Source organism: Rossellomorea sp. SC111, assembly GCF_024733565.1.
Lineage (GTDB): Bacteria > Bacillota > Bacilli > Bacillales > Bacillaceae_B > Rossellomorea.
This window is the reverse complement of the sequence record NZ_JANIOC010000017.1, coordinates 72205-91817: the sequence shown is the minus strand read 5'-3', so window position 1 is coordinate 91817 and position 19613 is coordinate 72205. Positions and strand designations below refer to the sequence as shown.

Genomic DNA, 19613 nt, shown 5'->3' with positions numbered 1-19613 from the left:
GTATAGATCAGCCCGCATCCGCCGGTGTAGAGGATCAGGGGAATCAACAGGCAGAAGGAAAAGATGGCAATCCCTTCGGCGAAAAAGTGAAAACCCCATTAAGCGAAGTCCTGATGCAGCAATACATCCACGCCATGAGCCATCAGAAGGTACAGGCAAAGGAAAAATGGTCTTATTTTAAAATAACCGATGAGAGAATCGACTTTCTGTTGAATCAGTTGGAAATTAATAAGTATGAGCATGAAGAAACCTATAAAGAGATCTTGACGAGTTGGAAGGACGGGGATTTTTCCAACGCCGTCAGTGATCATAATAAGATCTGGCGGATCCAGGAAGGGACGATCGGGAAAGCGACGGGACTCTTATCACCGAAAGCGGAAGAGGCCTATATCAGTGAGCAAAAGAAAGAGAAGCGATAAAGAAAAGGCTGAGGATGTCATCACATCCTCAGCCTTTCATTATGATAATTCCAGGTGGTTCTTAAGCGTATTCTGGATCTCACTCAATTCTTCATTAGGAATCACATAATAATAAATATTGTCGATTCTCGTACCGGAACCAGTCTTAATTTGAATTTGTTCAATATTTTTCGAAGCGGACTTGTAATGCTTCTGGATATCGACCATTTCTTCAAACTTCAGGTTCGTCTTCACATTATTGCCTAACGCATCGAAGATATCATCAAAATTCCATAGACTTGAGACGCTTGCCCCTTCGTTGATGACGGCTTGGATGATTTCACGCTGTCTCAGCTGTCGCCCGAAATCTCCCCGTGGATCTTCATGTCTCATACGGGAAAAAGCAAGTGCTTCCTTACCGTTAAGTGTAAGCTGTCCCTTTTCGAAGGAATAGCCTCCTGAATTGAAATTCAAGTCATTATTTACCGTCACACCGCCTACGGCATTCACGATATCCTTGAATCCGTCCATGTTGACCTGGACATAGTAGTCAATCGGAATATCGAGTAATCCTTCCACAGTATCCATGGACATTTCAACACCGCCAAATGCGTAGGCGTGATTGATCTTATCCCTTGTCCCGTGTCCCACGATGTCTGTCAGAGTATCACGCGGGATGGAAATCATCTTCACGGATTTCTTATTCGGATTCACGGTCAGCACGATCATGGAATCGGATCGGCCTTTATCGTTTTCCCGTTCATCTACGCCGAGCAACAGGACGGAGAAAGGTTCCTTGTCTTTGAAAGTCACTTCTTTTGTACGCTTCGAAGACATGTCTCGATCGATCGGTGTATGCATCGTTTTCACTGCCGAATGCAATGAATGGTAGATGCTATAGGCGTATGCCCCGCCACCGATGAGCATTAATAGAAAGAATATCCCAACGACCTTGACCCATCTGCGTTTTTTGACTCGTTTATGTTTGTCTGCTCTCATTTTTTTGTTCCCTCACCTTTTTTGCAACCTAATCATTACCATATCAGATTACGAGGGAAATGCATAGGAAAATTTCCCTCGTAATCTATCATTTATCCTGATCCATATCATGGTCGAGGAAAGAAGTTTTTTTGTCTTCTTTCATATGTAATCGCTCTTTCATGTCTATCAGTTCCCTGATGATGACCTGGGTATTGAACCAGGCTGCAAAAGAGAAGATCTCTGCAAGAATGAGGGCAATCGTGATGAAAATGGTATACGACATGAGTTTCACCTCGATTTGGTCATGACATACTAATAGGAAAAAGGAAAGAAGGTTTCCCGTTAAGGAGTTTCCCTACTTTATTCCGCGTTACTTCCTTAATGTGAAAGTCGACAGTGTACCGGTGCTTCACCGTTATCGTTCCGGGGAACGGTCATACGTTTAGTCTGCAATGAAATAATCCAGCAGATACTCTGCCCACACCTCATGCCCTTTTTCATTTGGTGTTTCCTGGGACTCTGTTACATAATCGGCCAATGTGTCATCATCCGGCCAAGCCGTCCAGTGATCGAGATAGGGGATATTTTGTTCATCGGCAAAGGCCTGTAATTCTTCGACTTGTTTCGGGAAGTAAGTCGCCCCTGCAATAGGGTGCGTCGGCTGCAAGATGAGGAAAGCTTCTTCATTCTGCTCCTTCAATCTTCTATTGAAAATCTGTATGCTTTCGTGGTTATTCTTAGACCCAACAAAGTTCGAGTTGTCGCTCAGGGAAAATGGTTCAAGAAGAACGAGGTCCGGGTCGGAGGTTAGGACCTCTTCTGATTGCTCTCCATTTACGAATTCGATTGAAGTCGTGTCGTATTCATAGATGGTCACTTCAAGATTAGCCGAATGTACCCTCGAGCTTTTCCTTCACCTGTTCACTCCAGCCGTTTTCCCCTTCCCGGAGGGCAGTCGAGCCGACAATGGCGAGCTGATAAGGGGTATTTTCCCTTATGTCATTCAGGAACGTATCTTGAGCTTTTTCTGGCCAATTGGAGACGAGCGCTCCATAGTCGGTTGTTTCTTCTGTGACAGGTTCGCTACTGGTCTTTTCCAGTTTGGATGGATGGTGCGATCCGGCATCAGGAGTGGATCTTTCCTGCCAGTACGCATTCCCATAAAAAAGGACGGCAGCACACCCCACAGCCAACATAATTAATGAAAAGGTTTTCATGAAAGTTACCTCTCCTTCAGGAATGTAAAAATGGTGAAGAAATCATTTCCAATTAGGTGAGCATTGGGAATGTTCTCTCTTAAATTACCTCCCTAAGAGGGCAGAGTGAGAACAACCGCCACTCTACCCTTTACCCTACCCTGGGAAGCAGAAGAAACGTCCCCTTGCTTCCCTTTGCTTCAGTCAATACTACTTCTTACACTAGAGACTTCAGATTTTATATCCCTTAATTTTTTGAGCATTTCTTCATGTTGCTCTTTCTGAAGTGTTAATAGGTCATCTCTGTGCAGATCTACTTCTAATAAATTATAGGCTTCTTTCAAATTATCTGCCCTGCCAGAATGTATATAACGTTCGATTTTTTCAAGACAATATACCGTTATATACTCATAATATATCCCTGTAGTCTCAGTAAACTGTCTCTCAAGTTCATCCAACCGATCATAAATTCCCCTTAATTTCTTAGTATTGAAAAGTTTAGAATACAGACGGCCATATGCTTTCGGTAATCCAAAGAACAAGCCGGCTAGGTGAATAATAAAGAAGCCTGAACCAGTACCATAATGGATGTAAGCACCTATAAGAGGTGTCACAAAAAAGAACATAAAACCATAAATCAACCAACCCATTCCTTTAGCACTAAGAAGCTTATTTTCTTTTAAACACAACTCCTCAAACTCTTCTGCTAAAGGAAATCCAGCATGTATTCTGTTTAAAAGCACTTCCCTTTCCAAAGCATTTTCTTGACCTCCCATACCTTTCACCCTCTCTTCATAGTCTTTTTGAACTGTGTTTTAACATATTTTTACTGAAGACTATACATCATATTTAATGAACAATATTTTTATCACAAGAAAAAAAGTGAGGTATCAATGCAGGAAGCGAAGGGAGGGTTCTGGCGCCACGAAAAAGGTGCATTCATGTAGTGGGTGGGAACCCCATGGAGTGAGATTTAGCAAATCGCGTATAGCGGGTCTTGGCGGTCGAAGGGTAATTTTTGATGTTAAGCGTAGACAGCAAGTTAGTAGGTCAAAAGCATAAGCTGAAGGGAGCCTTCTAATCTGGGCCAATTAGAAATGCCCCAATTAACGAGCTTTCGGATAGAGGAAAGGGATAGGTTGTTGAAAAGATTGAAGGAGATTGAAGGGCTGTCCCAGAGCTGCGAGGATTCTTGCGGTTTCGGTACATTTTTTTGTATAAGGTTAAAGGGCAGAGTGGGAACCGACCCCGCTCCACCCATGATCATCAAGCATCATCAGAACCACTTCTTCTTAACAAAGGGCTGCAAAGAGATCCCTGTGGTAACGCCTAGACAAAACCCGATTACAAGTCCTATGGCAGTATCTTCTACAATCGGGATAAAAATGACAATGCCGATAGTAAGACCGATGATCATGCCGAGGATGTAAAGAGTCACTTTCTTAATGCTGGTATTTTCCATGTGTCCGACACTCCTTAGTTGTATATTTCTTTTTTATGGAAGAAGTAAAATGTAATGGCCAGCAAAGGAATACAATAGAGAACATTGATCAGCAGGGACGATGTAAGTGTCATTCCTTCCATAAGCGGCCCTTGTGTATGCTTGAAAGGAAGAAGAAATTGTTTAAAGTCCCAATTCGCAAACCAAAGGTACCTTGTAAGATCTGTATACTGACTCAAGAACATGGTCATTGGTGCCGCCGTGAAATAAATGGCCAATGAGAGGGGTAAAGTAACAGATTTACTGATGAAGATGACAGTAAGTGAAAAAGCAATAAGTGAAACCATCGTAATAGAAAAAAGTTGAGTTACTATATTTTTTGAAAATAGTACATAAAAATTTTCGTGCATGAAGTTGTGTATCCCTTTAGAGAATACATAGGACGATGAGGAATTGATATCACTCATCAGCAAACTGAGGACCAGTGTAAAAAGGATCGCAGAAGCTGTATAGAATAAGATATACAGAATCATGGTAATCAGTTTGGATAGTAAGATCTTAAATCTCGAGACAGACCTGATTAACAACAGCTTGATGGTTCCTGATGAAAATTCATCTGCTATAAGAGATACAGCGACTACTGTAATCAGTACAGTGATCAATCCCGTCATCTGTGTAACTGAAAGTAAATTATCATACAGATTATTGTTGCTGACAGGCATGATGTTTTGTTCAAGATTATAGTTTAATCGATTGATTTCTTCAGTGATTTCATTTTTTTCTGATTCCAGAATCATGACTTCCATCGATTCAGGATCGGATTGAAGCTTGGATTCATGCTTTTTATCTGCTTCTGAAAACTTTTTATCCAAGGCGGTCAATTCACCCCGGACTTCTTCCTTCCAATTGTCCTTGTCATAAGAGCCAGTCGTATACTGGGAAGAAAAGAAAGTCGGCAGCAGAACCGTAATGATCGAGAAGAGCAGGATAAAGAGTAAGCTAACATAATTTCTGATGCGGAAAAAATTTTTGTACCATTCATTTTTGACCAGTTTAAACATATTACATGCCCTCCGATGCTGACAAGGTACTGAAGTAATGTTCCTCTAATGTTTCTGTGATAGGAGCTGCCCAATAGATTCTTATGCTATGAGAGTTCAATTCTTGTATAATTTCAGGCATATTCTCTTCTGGGATTCGCAGTTCAATTGTATTCGAATCCACCTTTCTAAAGAGCAATTCCTTCGCACCAAGGAGGTCAGCAGCAAGGTCGGTTTCACTGACTTTAATGAGAAACTTATGATTCTGAAGGGGGGAAGGAGCCTTAAGGTCTTTCAGTTCAATCAGTTTACCATGTTCGATGATCCCGATCCGGTCACACATCAGTTCTATTTCACTTAGAAGATGGCTGGAGATTAAGATGGTCATGCCATGTTCGTCTGCTAAGTGTCTGACATATTTCCTGAACTCCTTTATCCCATTTGGATCTAGTCCATTGGTAGGTTCATCAAGTATGAGGATTTCTGGTTTGTGCAACAATGCTTGAGCAAGTCCCAGTCGTTGCCTCATACCGAGTGAATAGGTTTTGACTTTCTCTTTTAAATTTTTTTCTATATTTACGACTGACGCGATTTCCATTATTCTTTCATGGACGATGGAGGTGTCATTCATGTTTGCGTAATGCTTAAGGTTGGCGTAACCGCTCATGTAATCGTAGAGTTCTGGTTGTTCAATGATCGCTCCGATCTGAGCCATTGCCTGTTTTCGGTCTGTGTTTATGTCATGTCCACAGATACGGATTGTTCCGCTTGTCGGTCTGATTAAATTAACAAGCATACGAATAACAGTGGTCTTTCCTGCACCATTGGGACCCAGGAATCCAAAGACTTCCCCTTTTCCTACATTGAAAGAAATATTCTTAATGATCTCTTTCGAGCGGATCATCTTGCTGACATTTTCAATTTCGATTGTGTAATTCATAGGTTTTCCTCCTACTGGGGTGTGGTCTCGAAAATGACGAGAGCTTCCATACCTTCCCGGACTTTTTGGTGGTTGATAGACTCTTTCAGCTCTATCTTGACTGAATAAACATCCTCTTGATCTTCACTCGGATTATATTGAATACTCATGATCTCTCCTTTGGTTTCGGTTTGTATCGCAGAAAACCTGACAGCTACCTCGGAGCCTTCGTTTACATGTACCATGTCTTTTTTCTCGATGTTCGTTTTGATATACATCTTCTTATTACTTGAGACCACACCGATTGGATCACCTGCAGAAAGAAACTTCCCTTTCATAATGGAGGGGTCTTGAACAAAGAAGCCACCCTCAGGAGAGAGGATGTCTAGGCTTCCCGAATCAGTTTGGATAGCAGCAAGCTTCTGATTCTTCTCTACACGGTTCTCTAATGGAGAGAGGGAGGGGGCAATGAACCCCGCTTCAGCAGCGACAATTTCTGTTTTATTCAGTGAATGCAATTCACCTGATGAGGTGAATACAGAAGAACTACTTGCATATATTGATAAAGAGCCCAATAGTATGAGCGAAAAGATCACGGACCCCAAAAGGGTGAGGATGAGCATAGAAGGTTTATGATTGTACATGATTTGACTATCCGTGATCTCATTAATGTCATAAGATTTCATTTAATTTCATCCTTACTCAAATTTGTTTCTCAAAGTGATAGGGAGGACAGGCGAAATGGGTGCTTTTTTTAATTTGTTTTGATATAATGGTTTAAACTAAGTATGGTGAAAGACGTAAAGCTTAAATCATGGAATAGAATTTGTTTTCAAATCCGAGCATGAAGATTCCACCAGCTACGCCGCCAACTCCCACAGCCGCGGCGCGGATTTGCCATTTCCATTTCTGATAGGTACTATTACGCAGGCCAGCGTAATAGGCTCTTTCACCTGCTACTCTACCAGCTCCATATGTTGCACCAGATGCTGCAATAACAACAGTCACGATTCCGACGACAGTAGCAACTGCGATACCACCATCAACATACTCCATTTCCTGATCAGTAACATCTACATATTGATTCGGTAATAATAACTCTTTTTCTAAAATAGCTTCCATTGTTTTCTCTCCCTTTGATACCCATTTCGCCTCATCCTCCCTATCACTTTGAGAAGTGTTCGAACTCACTTAATCATGGGCATAAAGATATCAATCACAACCTTATCGCTCTCGGGCTCATTGGAGAGGAATATACTATAACTCTCTTTCTTTAATGAGATATCATTTTCGTATGCATAAAGGTTCATTTTCTGATAGGCATAATCGATATCGTATTCTTTTCCTTGGAATCTGGTATATAAACAATTCTCAATTTTGAGAGAGTCACTGAAACCATAGGGGAATTTGACTTCTACCGGTTTACTCGCCTGCATCATGAAACTGACTTGATTTTCACCATTCCTTAAGTAAGTATGGTTGATCAAAGGACCTTTAGGAGCGGCTCCCTTAGATAGTAATTGTGCGTTCAATAATTTCACGATCTTCTCAGCTGACACCTTCTTTAATTCTTCGACGTTTACTTTATGTAAGACAACATTACTCAGTTTTAACGTTTTATTTTCCTTTACATCCAATGCCACAATACCTCACTCCTTTATTAGTATTGGAAGACATCATCGTCTTCGCCGTAGTGCTTACCTGTATCGTCCTCTGTAATTCCCTTTACCCGGCTGCCAGAGTGAACCTCACTATGCTGTGCGTTCCAAAGGTGATAGTACTCGCCCCTGGTTTCCATTAACGATCGGTGGGTCCCTGTTTCAAGGACTTGCCCATCCTTTACTACAATGATTCTGTCACAATTTTTTATCAGGCTTAATTTATGAGCGATGATCAGCATCGTTTTATTCGAAAAGTTGGTATACAGTTGTTCGAAAACTTCTTTTTCTCTCATTGAGTCCATATTGCTGGTGGCTTCATCGAGAACAATGAGTTCAGGGTTCTTTAATAAGCAGCGGATAAGATTGATGATTTGCTTCTCCCCGCCGGAAAGCCCGACGCCTGATTCTTCAATATGGGTCTCATAGCCGTCATCCAGCGTATGGATAAACCCTGAACATCCAACCTTGCCGAGAACCTCTTGTATATCTTTAATTTCCAGGTGTTCCTGCCCAAGGGTCAGGTTTGCAAAGACTGTACCGGGAAGCAGTTGGACATCCTGCTGGCAATAGCCTATTCGTTTCCGTAATGAAGATAATGTGTAATCTTGGGTGTTGACATCATCAATTAATATTCTTCCTTCTTTTATAGAATGAAGCCCTACTAAAAGCTTGGCTATAGTGGACTTTCCAGATCCCGAAGTTCCTACTATAGCTGTGCGCTCTCCTTTATTGATAGAGATGTTTATATCTTTCACCGTATTTTTCCCTTCACGGTAGCCGAAACTCAAGTTTTCAAATGTAATTGACTGCTGAATGGACTTAAATTCGATCTTTTTGTCATCTTCCAAGGGCTCTTCTTTAATATCAAGGATCTCTGACAGACGTTTCATGGAGATATCCGCTTCCTGAATCTCTAACTGCATGTTCACCAATCGGTTTATCGGATCCATGAAGAAAGAGGATAGGACACTGAATGTAAGCAAAACACCAATGGACATGGTTTCATTCATCACCATCAAAGCACCGTAAGAGATAAGAGCAAGGCTTCCGATCGTCATCAAAGTGGAAGAAATGCTGTCGTGGAGATTCGCTAAATGCTGCATTCTAAAATCAATCTTAAGAGACTTTATGAAATGTTTTTCGACTCGATCCATGATGGATTTCTCATGGTTCGAAGATTTTACAAAGTTAATGGCATTCAAGCTTTCGACGATTGTTGAATTTAACCTGGAGTCCTGTTCCATTTTCTTTAAGTTATACTTCTTGAAAGGCTCCTTAAAGGAATAAACGATGATGATGTGAATGACGGTGATAACGGCGATGATCATAAATAGCTCTCGGGATATGTTGAACAGGATGATACCGGTACCCAGAGCCAGGATCAAGTCCAGAAAGACGGTCAGCACTAAATTGGTCAGTACATTTTTAATGACAAAGCTGTCACCGAAACGGGTCAGGATATCACCTGTTTTCTTGGTGGAGAAGAAGCTTATCGGTAAATTGAAAATATGCTTGAAATAATTTAGTACAAGAGAGATATCCATTTTCTGAGATACATGAATGGCCAGCTGAGCCCTGATGAAACCGATCGCTACCTGGACCAAGGAAACTCCCAGGAATAACAGGGTAAAGACCAGGAGCTGTGTCTCTAAGTTATTGGGAATGACCTGGTCGAAGATCACTTGATTGAAAAATGAACCGACAATCCCCGTCACTGTCAACGTAATGGATGCTAAAATGATCATCCCTAACAGCCATTTGTGAGGGGTTAACAGAGTGAGGAAGCGCTGGAATACTTTTTTGTTTGCCACCTCATCATTTTTCTTCACAAAAACATTGTTGTTTGGGGTAAGGAGCACCATCAGTCCCGTAAAGTATTTAAAAAACGAATCAATGCTTTCTACACGCTTCCCTTGGCCGGGATCTAATAATACTACTTTGTTGTTATAGATTTCCCTGATGACAACAAAGTGACTTTGCCCATTTTCCAGAATGACTTGGGCTATGGAAGGGAGGGTGAATCTACTTTGGAAGCCTTCTTTATCAACCCTTATAGGTTTACTGATAAATCCTATTTCATTAGCGGTCTTTACGAGATCGCTCAGTATGGTTCCTTTACGCTGCGTTTGCATTTTATTTCTGAATTTGTAGAGCTCCATTTTTTTGCCGTAATGGGAAGAAACCATGGCTAAACATGCTGGAGCACAATCATTGCTATCATGTTGGCGTACAAGTATATTTCTTTTCATAATTTCCCCTCATTTTATTTCAGTTCACTGAATAAATCAGTGATATAAGCGGTCCCCGTACTCGTTAATGAGTCCCATATCACAAGGCCAGCAACGATGAGTAAGACTTTAAAGGTCTTTAGTTTGGTCAGTTGGTGGAGACCGATGGTGAGGATGACCAAACTCCAAATATTGAATATTTCCAATGGTGCGACCAGCCCTTGCAATATAGGGGATCCCCCAATATAAGAGGACAGTGCTGAGATATTTTCCTTGGCAGTGAATAATGGACTGGCTATCTTCAACAATTCTGCGAGAGAAATCGGTATGGATACGAAGAATGCTAAAGACAGTAATTCGCGATACGAGCTAAAATGCCTGAACATCTTGACGGTTAGGTACAAGTATAAAGCAAGTATAGATTGGGAGACGAAGAAGAGGGCGATTACGGCGACTGCTCCTATCAAAAATGCCTGCACTCTTTCTGCACTATTAAGATTTTCGTCGGTAAAGGATAAAGTGCTGGTATCCGTCAATAAAACACCTATTGCAAGAGCAGCCAGAAGAATGATCAATGATAGTGTAGCAGGTCTCCATAATGTCGGTTTATCAGCGATTTTACCAGATTCGGTTTTGGGCTTGAAAATCAAGGACGGACCAGGTATCTTGTGTCGCAGTTCCATTTTATTTATCCAATTTTACGCTGAATTCGTGTGGCAAATCGTCTTCAGTGTCAACAGGAATTATTTCCTTTAATCTGTCCGGAGTGTTGGCATGATCTGCTCCCCCGTGGATGCTTAATCCAATAGTCAATAACAAAGCTGAAACGTTCATTATGAATTCCTCCTAGAAATTATTTAAGTAGTATTTTGTACTGTAACCCAACTATACAATGCAATTTATTGAAAATATACAAAATATAAGTAGATTAATATTTACAGATGACAATTTAAGGTATATAAGTCATACTTTATTTAGATGATATTTTGACTAGAAAGATGGGGGTAATATGGGAATAACCGATTTGGGTAAGGAAATCATCCGTCTAAGAAAGCAAAATTCCATGACTCAGAATGACTTGGCGCAAGATGTGTGTACACAGGCAGCTTTAAGTTTGATCGAGAGAGGGCAAACCAAACCCACTCTTGAAACAATCTTTTTTATCTCTTTGAAGTTGAATAAACCAATCAGTTATTTCTTGCAGTATTTGTTAGATGATAATGTAGAATACATAAACAGAACCGTTTCTTTTATTGAAAAATTGGCTTTTAAGCAGAGATTCAATGATGTACACCAATTGACACAAAAAGAACTTCGTTCAATGGAAAACAACAACCGTACTTGGTTCGAACAATATTTAAGGTGGATGAATGTTATCAGTTCCTATCGTCTAAAGAGAGAGAATTACCAGATGACTGTGTCGCTCTTAAAAGATCTACTAAAAGAAGAATATTTTTTGATCAATCAAAAGGGTTTTCTTCATTTCAAAATCCTAAACTCTTTAGCCCTTATCCACGGAGAGAACGATAACCTTACATCGTCACTTATGTACTATAACAAAGCCTTGAAGAGTGAATTTAAAGAGGTTACCCCATCCTTGCTCCGTCAGCCCGAAATCTACAGATTGCGAATCTTATATAACAAGGCAAAGACCCTGTATGACTTGAAGAAATTTCAGGAGGCCCTGGATACGGTCAATCAGGGGATAAAAGAATCCAAAGAAAATGAGAATATCTCGATGCTTGGGAATTTTTATTATTACCAGGGGCAATGTTATGAAAAAATGAATGGAAACTGTGCAAGCATAAAAGAAGCTTATAGAAATGCAGAATTCATCTATGGGTTTCTTGGCAAAGACAACTATTTAAATATAGTTCGCGAAAAGAAAAAAGGTTATTTGGACGATAAGTGAGGGGGAATTGGGAGCAAGGGGACGGTTCTAGTGCTTCCTGTATAGGTGAGGGGGAAGTGAGTCTCACTTCCCCCTTGGAACAGAATTATTTAACCTATCTACCAAGCCATCCCCCATCAACAGCCAACAAATGCCCATGTACATACTTCGAAGCTCCCGAAGCTAAATAAACAACGGTCCCCTTGAAATCATCCGGCTCTCCCCATCGGTCGGCTGGAATCCTATCAAGAATTTGTTTACTTCTGATGGGATCGTCGATTAAGGCGGTATTCATGTCTGTAGCGATATAGCCCGGAACAATCGCATTGACATTGACACCCTCTTTCGCCCATTCATTCGAGAGAGCTTTTGTGAGCTGGGCGACTCCGCCTTTGGCTGCTGCATACGCTGGGACGGTCAATCCTCCTTGGAATGATAGAAGGGAAGCGGTGTTAATGATTTTGCCTCCTCCTTGCGCCACCATGTGTCGTCCTGCCTCCTGACATAATAGCCAGACCACTTTCAAATTGATATTCAGCACGTCATCCCAATCGGATTCAGGGAAATCCACGGATGGCGAGCGGCGTTGAATGCCGGCGTTGTTTACTAGAATATCAATCTTCTCAAATGTAGAAATCACACCGGGAATAGCGGATTTTACTTCTTCTATCTTTTCAAGATCGCATGGAATAATCGAGCACTTTCGACCAAGCTGTTCAATCTCTTCCTTCACATCCGTCTGTTCCGGATTCCTTTGAAGTAAAGCAATATCCGCTCCTGCTTCTGCCAGGGCGATTGCCATGGACCGTCCGATACCTCGTGTTGCTCCTGTGATGGCAGCTACCTTGCCGGTTAGGTTAAATAAGTTGGTTGTCATATGTACCTCTCTCCTTCTGCAATTTATCTTATCATTCAACTAAACTAGGAATAAACGTAACAATCTCCGGAAACACCACAATCAAAACAAGTGCAAAACAAAGCACAAGAACAAATGGTATCGCGCTCTTCATCGCATGATCAAGCTTAACACCGGCGGCAGAGCATGCCACAAACAGGCAGACACCTACCGGAGGAGTCAGTGTTCCAATCGCAATATTAATTACGACCATCACCCCAAATACGATCGGATCCATTCCCGTACCCATCGCAATCGGCAATAAGATCGGCACAAACATAATCAACAGCGCAAGCCCTTCAATGAACATGCCGCCAACGATAAAGATCAGGTTAATGACGAGTATGATGAAGAATGGGCTGTCGGATACGCTTGTGATGAGACTGCTCAGAATTTGCGGGAAGTTGTGACTCACAAGGATCCAGCTGAACAGGGAGGAGGCCGCAATGATTAACAACACATTCCCTGAACTGATGACGGCTTCCATGAAAATCGATGACAGGTCTCTGAATTGTATACTTTTATAGACGAACAATCCCAGGATTAGCGTATAGACGACGGCGATGACACTGGACTCTGTCGGTGTAAATGCGCCAGTTAGAATCCCGCCGACGATAATGACCGGTGCAAATAAGGGCAATATCGCTTTTTTGAAACTGTCGATGAAATAGCTGAATGAAAACGAGTTGGACTTGGATACACCATAGTTGTTTCTGCTGCAAAAAATCCGCGCCGCCACCATAAAGAGTATCCCAATGAGTATGCCGGGGATGATTCCTCCTAAAAAGAGCTTCCCGACGGAAATACTGGCAATCCCGCCTAACACGACCATCGGAATACTCGGAGGAATGATGATACCGATCGATCCCGATGCTGCCTGCAGGGCGGCGGCAAAACGTGCCGGATAGCCGAGTTTCACCATACTTGGTGTCATGACACTGCTGAGTGCCGCTGTATCGGCAGGGGCGGAACCTGAAATTCCTCCCATCATCATCCCGGACGTGACGCTCACATAACTCATGCCGCCTTTCGTCCATCCAATGATGGAGTCGGCAAAGTTCACGAGTCTTTGCGTTAATCCGCTTTTATCCATGATCACACCCGTCAGCATGAAGAAGGGGATGGCGAGTAGCGTAAAGCTATTCATGGACACGAACATTTTTTGCGGGATCAGTAATAGCGGGACCACGCCTTCCCACAGAATGGTGATGATCGAGGCAACGCCTAACGAAATTCCCACTGGCACTCCAAGGATCAATAGGACAAAAAAGGCTATAAATAGTAATAATATCATCGTTTCTCCTCCTTGAATGAGGCGATTAATACGAGCACAAAGATCAGCGCAATGAAGCCTGACACGGGTATGATTGAATAAATGATTCCGAGATTAATAGGAAGGACGGCAGCCGTGCCCGTCATATTTATTTCTACAAATTGAATCCCCTGCCAACACAACACGGCAAAAAAAGATCCCGTAATGATATGTACGAGAAGCTGAATGCCTTTCGTCAGCCCTTTCAATCGATCAACAACCGCCGTAATCGCGATATGTCGTTGTTTATACACGCCCATGGCAATTCCTAAAAACATTAACCAAACAAAAAGATATCGATCCAGCTCTTCTACCCAGACCATCCCACTCGAGAAGACGTAGCGAAGGACCACCTGAATGAAGACAAGTGCAACCAAGACGAACATAAGGAATAGAACCAGGTACATCACGAGCTTTTCCAATCCTTCACCAATCGTTTTCAATGTTCTCACACGTCCCACCTCCGATTCTTTCATGAAGGGGGCTTGGATAGCCCCCGTATACTACTTTGTATCCATGATTTTCTGGATAAGGTCCTTGCCAAATTCATCGCTGTACTTGTCATAAACAGGTTGAACGGCTTTTCTCCATGCTTCTTTATCCGGATTTTCTTCTATTTCTAAATCGCCTTCTTCTTTCAGGTACTGAATATCTTTCTTTTCATTATCACGGATGAGCTTTCTCTCATAATCCCCGGCTTCCTTCGATGCCTCGATCAGCACATCCTGGACATCCTTTGATAGACTATTAAATTTATCTGGATTCATGATCAGGAGCATGGCTGTATACGTATGCCCGTCTAAGACCATGTAATCCTGCACTTCATACATCTTTGAACTTTTAATCGCGAATATTGGACCTTCCTGGCCATCCACAACCCCATGCTGGGCCGCCATATAAAGCTCTGAGAAAGGCATCGGTACGGCACTGGCACCAAGTGTTTCTGTAGCGGACGTCAACACCGGCCATTCAGGTGTCCTGATTTTCAGTCCTTCCAAGTCCTGGGGTGATTTCAACGGACGCTTACTGTTCACGTAATGTCTGAACCCTGACTCCCAGTAGCTCATCACTTTGAATCCGCCTTGTTCTTCCGCTTCGCTGGCAAGCTGCTCTCCCACTTCCCCCTGCAGGACTTTATCGACATGATCGTAATCCCTGAAGAGAAACGGCAAATCAAACATGGAATAGCGGGGATAATACTGCGTCACACTACCAGTTGCCACAAGCGAGATATCCACTGTCCCCATTTTCGTACCTGTAGCCAGTTCCCCTTCATCCCCTAATTGACTGTCATGATACACATCAACCTTTACGTTCCCATCTGACTTTTCTGCAACCAATTCCGCGAATTTTTCTGCCCCTGCATGGAACGGAGAAGAGGTTGGCTGATTGTGACCCAGCTTTAACGTCACGTTCTTGGATGCTGATCCACCGGCATTTTTTCCGCAACCTGCTAATGCGATCAGTAGGACAGCTGTAATCAGTAGGCTAATAACGTTGAACTTCTTTTTCATTTTGTTTCCCCCTTTGTAAATGGTTCTGTGTGAAGTAGGTTAAGAACCGTTCTTCATACAGAGAATGTAACCGCTAACAAAACACTCCAAAAAAAATCCCCAAACCCTTTGTGAAAATTTAGACTAAATATTATATATAATATTTGTGATTATATATAATCTTGCAGGGCACGTCAAGACCCCTACCGTAAATCGATAGGGGTCTTCGTGTGGAATCTATTTTTCAACCATTTTCATAATATGTTCTTTAAAAACGAGTTTCGCTTTCTCTACATCTCTTTCCTCAAGCGTTTCCACCAGGTCCTGATGATATTGATGAACCTCCTCTGGAAGGATCCGCACCTTTGGGTTTAACAACGTGATGTATCGTCGAATATGATTCGTCAACATTCCCCAAATGCGTAAAAACACATCGACATTGGACCACTCAATGATCGTACGGTGAAACTCCATATCCAGCTGCGACTGAACCGCATAGTCCTTCTCGGCGACCTTCATTTTGTCCACGATATCGTACAGCTCGCCGAAATGCCTTCTGGTCAGCTGGGGGAGGATCACTTCAATGGCATCGGTCTCAATCTTCGCCCGTAACGAAAACATATGATACATTTCAACGGGATTGATATCCGTCACAAAGGCACCCCTATACTTGATCGTCTTGATGAGCCCTTCTTCCTCCAGACCACGGAGAGCCTCCCGTACCGGAACCTGACTAATCCCCAGCCTTTTGGCCACTTCTGTTTCGACAATGCGGTCTCCGGGCTTGAGCTTAAGCATAATAATATCCTCTGTCAGTTTTTCCTTCACTTCATCTTTGAGGGAAACAAGCGTATTCCCATTTGTATATTTTGACATTTCACACAGTCCTTTGTGGCAATTAGATTTATGAGGTTATATATAATGAATTGTATTGTATATAAGGGTTGGTTGCAATGGGGGGAGCGGGCGATGGTTGAAAAGTGCTTTTGTATTTTTGTACATTAATATGGAGGTGGTTGATTTCTAGTAATGAGAATAAGGGTATATAAATGTGAGAAATTCGATGATACAACAGACATATGAAAAAGTACGTTCTATTTTCTATGGATTGTTTTTTGGGAGATTATACAATACCACCAAAATTCCCCTTTTATAGTGGGAAGGAATCTTAAAGCCATCGCGATAGAATCAAGTCTGTTTGAGATTCTCGCCCTATAGCACATGTAAAGTGAAAAGAGGGGCCGGTAGAATTAGAACCGTCACCACTCTACATGTCCCTATGTCTTCATACCTATAAAATATTCTTAAAAGAATATTTTATAGCGAATTATGGTGAAAAATCATGAAAATATAGTCTGAATTTCACATCACGGACTAATTAACACATATTTACATTTTTGATAAAAATACCAATAAAAGTTATTATATTACTGAAAGATCAAATAATTCATAAAGGGGCGAATATTATGAAGATTAAAGTGAAAATCAAACGCACTGTTCAAAATCAAGTACTTTGCATGTGTTACAGCAAGTGCTAATACTTACTTGAAGGAAGGTGAATTTTTTCACCTTCTTTTATTATGGGTTCAGAAGATAGGAGGCAGCATAAATGAAAAAGTTAAAAGAAAGTTTAAACTTCAGAGGTTTTCCAGAAAAAAATGAAATTGTGTATTACGATGGGGAAGAAAAAGTTTTGGAAGTAGAAGACTTTCAAGCAATATGGTCTTTGTTGGAATCCTATCGATTAGACAACAAAGAATCGCAATTAAATAGAAGATACCAGTGGCAGAAAGAGTTTAATATAACAGACGAAGAGAGTCAGGAATTTCATACATTCTTGAAGGATAATGGATTTCTATATGAAAATAGTATGTTTTCATCCAAGCAAGATTTGTCCGACTATAGGAATTTCAACTATTTCAATATATATGATCAGACCACTGAGTCCAAAGCATTACTTAATAAGATTGCAAACTTACATATAGTCATTATCGGGGTGGGTACAGTAGGAGCAACGCTGGTTCTTACTCTTGCAAAATTAGGAATTAAACATCTCACAATTATCGATTATGATCGAGTAGAGAAAAAGAATATCCGGGCACAATTTCTATTCGATTACGAAGATGAAGAAAAATCAAAAGTTCAGGTTATTAAAGAGAAAATGGCGTCGATCGAGCCAGAGTGTGAAATTCAAATATTTGATCGAAAGGTTCGTCATATCGACGATCTCAAAAGTCTGGATTTAGATCCTTTTCAATTTCTGTTTGGGTGTTTCGATGAATCATCTGAAGATCTTCATAGAGATATCTCTTCCTATGCCGCCAGTCTTTCCTCAAAATATATTTCCCTTGGATATTTCAATGACTCCACTATAGCGAATGACCTAACGAGTCTCCAAGGTAAAACTATTTTGCATGCAAGTTATCAACAAGCTACACCCTACTTTATCAGCGAGAATCGGGGAACTGTCATCCAAAGCTTAACTGCTTCCTTACTGATTAGTAAAATAATGGTTGATTACCTACTGAAAAAGAAAACGAATTCCCACTTAAGCTTTGGTTTAGAAGATTTAAATTACATTAGAGTTGAAAATAATGAATTTATGCTTCAACTAAGTCAATTAATGCCACTGGAAGAACTGGAAATAAGAAGCATACTAGATTATATCTCTAACTTGATAGAAGCAGTTCCTGATATTCCAATGCATCTTGAGATAGAGATACTTTCTATGTACCAAGTGTTCGACTTATTGGTAAATCTCAATCTTCTAGAAGAATATAATCTCAGTGAGGTCTATCAAGAATTTTTAGGTTTAATTGAAAAGTTGGATAGGGATAAAATAGAAAGCACTGTTTACTATTCGGAAGAATTATACAGTGAATACCTGGAATTGGTTAAGAACATAAGACTCCCTGACTTAAAGAACTCTCATATTTACGAGGTATTATTAAACTTAAACACGGTTGAGGATTACAATAAAAGGGTAGAATATCAACGAATGAGTCATGAAGCTTTGGTTAAACAAGGTAATAAATTATTGCACTTTTTTAATACGGTTAAAAAGAATTACGTGAAGGTCCCACTTCATGAATATTATCAAGATACATTAGGAGTTGGAAATGAAACAGTAGAACTATTTAAAGAATTGATTGAAGATCACCAAACTTCGTTGAGTATGTTATTTGGAAAGACTTTGTTCCCTTCTGAAGAATCAATGATCATAGTAGACTACTTATACGATAATCCCTATAGTGTTCATCCTGCCGTAGAAGATATAGAGACATCTAAAGAATTAATAATGAACAGTTTGAAATCGCAATTAAATAACCCATTCATGATTAGACATCTAGAGAAAATGTTTACTGGTGCCCATATTAAAGTGATTGAAGACCCCAATCATCACGGTGTGAATAGGACTTACTATTTTCCTCAAACAAAAGATAACAAAATCATTCTCTCTTATAAAGGCAGCTTAGAAGATTTTTATATTTTATGTCATGAATTAGGACACTCATACTATAATAATATGTATAGCCACTCTTACTTTGAAAACAGTCGACAAATTCTAAATGAGGCTTTAGCTTATTTGTTTGAATTAAAATGTGTACAATCTATCCTGTGTAATGATGATGTTCCTGATAAGGAGAGGCATGATGTTCACACACATTATCTTCACAGGGTTAACAAAATTGTTTTATCTCAATACTCTATCTACCAATTGGAAGATGCATTAATGGGCTTCGTGATGGAAAAAGATGGGCTCACCTTGTCGGATTATTTGACCATACAACAGGAACTAGATAAGAAGGTAACACCTGAGAATATTTTTTATATCAATCAAGAATACACTCATATGAATGCCTTATTAAATACTTCTTTCGTCTTTGGGTATAGAGATCACATCACTGATCCCATTGCGTACCTTTTAGCCTTTTCATTAATATCTAAGTATAAAGGAAAAGAACATATTCTGGATCTTAAAGTGAAACAGGCATTAGAAAATGATTGTACTCAATTTGAAGATTTTGTTAACGAATTTCTGACCGATGATGAAGATGTATATTCATTCATCTCAACCGGAATTACGGCTTTAAAACAATTCATTACTTTACAACCTCAAACTACTACGTAACAAGAAAAGGAACCCATTATTGTGGG

Annotated in this window: 22 protein-coding genes; 3 read left to right on the top strand and 19 right to left on the bottom strand. The window is 40.7% G+C overall.

Translation table 11 applies throughout. The annotated features are described in order from the left end of the window. A partial coding sequence (locus tag NQ095_RS19210; protein WP_258265050.1) for a DUF6241 domain-containing protein occupies positions 1–419 on the top strand: 419 nt, incomplete at its 5' end. 39 nt (positions 420–458) lie between these two features. Here the strand turns inward: NQ095_RS19210 and tagU are convergent. The 14 genes from tagU to NQ095_RS19140 all read right to left on the bottom strand — a co-directional run bounded on the left by tagU (position 459) and on the right by NQ095_RS19140 (position 10698). Next, positions 459–1397 carry a polyisoprenyl-teichoic acid--peptidoglycan teichoic acid transferase TagU gene (gene tagU, locus NQ095_RS19205; protein ID WP_258265049.1) on the bottom strand — a complete coding sequence of 313 codons (939 nt, stop codon included), beginning with the start codon at positions 1395–1397 and terminating at the stop codon, positions 459–461. A gap of 88 nt (positions 1398–1485) precedes the next feature. Beyond that, positions 1486–1662 (bottom strand): hypothetical protein, encoded by a 177-nt coding sequence (locus tag NQ095_RS19200; protein WP_258265048.1) that lies wholly within the window; start codon positions 1660–1662, stop codon positions 1486–1488. A gap of 159 nt (positions 1663–1821) precedes the next feature. After that, a complete protein-coding gene (locus NQ095_RS19195; RefSeq protein WP_258265047.1) occupies positions 1822–2256 on the bottom strand; it encodes an SGNH/GDSL hydrolase family protein in 435 nt (144 codons plus the stop codon). Positions 2257–2263: 7 nt separating this feature from the next. Then, a complete protein-coding gene (locus NQ095_RS19190) occupies positions 2264–2596 on the bottom strand; it encodes a hypothetical protein (protein WP_258265046.1) in 333 nt (110 codons plus the stop codon). 179 nt (positions 2597–2775) lie between these two features. Next, the gene (locus tag NQ095_RS19185; protein ID WP_258265045.1) at positions 2776–3351 is read right to left on the bottom strand and encodes a hypothetical protein; all 576 of its coding nucleotides are present in this window, start codon (positions 3349–3351) and stop codon (positions 2776–2778) included. A 500-nt stretch (positions 3352–3851) separates the two neighbouring features. Next, entirely contained in the window at positions 3852–4037 is a 186-nt protein-coding gene (locus tag NQ095_RS19180) for a hypothetical protein (RefSeq protein ID WP_258265044.1), read from the bottom strand. Positions 4038–4051: 14 nt separating this feature from the next. Then, positions 4052–5077, bottom strand: a complete 1026-nt coding sequence (locus tag NQ095_RS19175) for an ABC transporter permease subunit (protein WP_258265043.1) — start codon at positions 5075–5077, stop codon at positions 4052–4054. A 1-nt stretch (position 5078) separates the two neighbouring features. Next, a complete protein-coding gene (locus tag NQ095_RS19170) occupies positions 5079–5996 on the bottom strand; it encodes an ABC transporter ATP-binding protein (RefSeq protein ID WP_258265042.1) in 918 nt (305 codons plus the stop codon). A gap of 11 nt (positions 5997–6007) precedes the next feature. Further along, the gene (locus NQ095_RS19165) at positions 6008–6661 is read right to left on the bottom strand and encodes an HlyD family secretion protein (RefSeq protein WP_258265041.1); all 654 of its coding nucleotides are present in this window, start codon (positions 6659–6661) and stop codon (positions 6008–6010) included. A gap of 121 nt (positions 6662–6782) precedes the next feature. Then, positions 6783–7166 (bottom strand): class IIb bacteriocin, lactobin A/cerein 7B family, encoded by a 384-nt coding sequence (locus tag NQ095_RS19160; protein ID WP_258265040.1) that lies wholly within the window; start codon positions 7164–7166, stop codon positions 6783–6785. Beyond that, positions 7163–7618 (bottom strand): DUF5085 family protein, encoded by a 456-nt coding sequence (locus NQ095_RS19155; RefSeq protein WP_258265039.1) that lies wholly within the window; start codon positions 7616–7618, stop codon positions 7163–7165. Before NQ095_RS19155 ends, NQ095_RS19160 begins: the two co-directional genes overlap by 4 nt. Positions 7619–7635: 17 nt before the next feature. Next, complete coding sequence (locus NQ095_RS19150; RefSeq protein ID WP_258265038.1) at positions 7636–9885, bottom strand: peptidase domain-containing ABC transporter; 2250 nt, start codon at positions 9883–9885, stop codon at positions 7636–7638. Positions 9886–9899: 14 nt separating this feature from the next. Continuing rightward, positions 9900–10547, bottom strand: coding sequence for a YIP1 family protein (locus tag NQ095_RS19145; protein WP_258265037.1), 648 nt, complete (start codon positions 10545–10547; stop codon positions 9900–9902). Position 10548: 1 nt separating this feature from the next. Then, on the bottom strand, positions 10549–10698 hold the full coding sequence (locus NQ095_RS19140) for a hypothetical protein (protein ID WP_258265036.1): 150 nt from the start codon (positions 10696–10698) through the stop codon (positions 10549–10551). A 175-nt stretch (positions 10699–10873) separates the two neighbouring features. On the opposite strand from NQ095_RS19140, the gene NQ095_RS19135 reads away from it, so the two are divergent. Next, the gene (locus tag NQ095_RS19135) at positions 10874–11776 is read left to right on the top strand and encodes a helix-turn-helix domain-containing protein (protein ID WP_258265035.1); all 903 of its coding nucleotides are present in this window, start codon (positions 10874–10876) and stop codon (positions 11774–11776) included. 94 nt (positions 11777–11870) lie between these two features. On the opposite strand, the gene NQ095_RS19130 is transcribed toward NQ095_RS19135, so the two are convergent. The 5 genes from NQ095_RS19130 to NQ095_RS19110 all read right to left on the bottom strand — a co-directional run bounded on the left by NQ095_RS19130 (position 11871) and on the right by NQ095_RS19110 (position 16331). Continuing rightward, entirely contained in the window at positions 11871–12632 is a 762-nt protein-coding gene (locus NQ095_RS19130) for an SDR family oxidoreductase (RefSeq protein WP_258265034.1), read from the bottom strand. 31 nt (positions 12633–12663) lie between these two features. Continuing rightward, positions 12664–13944, bottom strand: coding sequence for a TRAP transporter large permease (locus NQ095_RS19125; protein WP_258265033.1), 1281 nt, complete (start codon positions 13942–13944; stop codon positions 12664–12666). Next, positions 13941–14414, bottom strand: a complete 474-nt coding sequence (locus NQ095_RS19120) for a TRAP transporter small permease (RefSeq protein ID WP_258265032.1) — start codon at positions 14412–14414, stop codon at positions 13941–13943. The genes NQ095_RS19125 and NQ095_RS19120 overlap by 4 nt, the downstream gene beginning before the upstream one ends. A gap of 51 nt (positions 14415–14465) precedes the next feature. Next, complete coding sequence (locus tag NQ095_RS19115) at positions 14466–15476, bottom strand: TRAP transporter substrate-binding protein (RefSeq protein WP_258265031.1); 1011 nt, start codon at positions 15474–15476, stop codon at positions 14466–14468. A 216-nt stretch (positions 15477–15692) separates the two neighbouring features. Then, positions 15693–16331 carry a GntR family transcriptional regulator gene (locus NQ095_RS19110; RefSeq protein ID WP_258265030.1) on the bottom strand — a complete coding sequence of 213 codons (639 nt, stop codon included), beginning with the start codon at positions 16329–16331 and terminating at the stop codon, positions 15693–15695. 733 nt (positions 16332–17064) lie between these two features. Here NQ095_RS19110 and NQ095_RS19105 point away from each other — a divergent pair. After that, a complete protein-coding gene (locus NQ095_RS19105) occupies positions 17065–19587 on the top strand; it encodes a ThiF family adenylyltransferase (protein WP_258265029.1) in 2523 nt (840 codons plus the stop codon). The last annotated feature ends 26 nt before the right edge of the window (positions 19588–19613 follow it).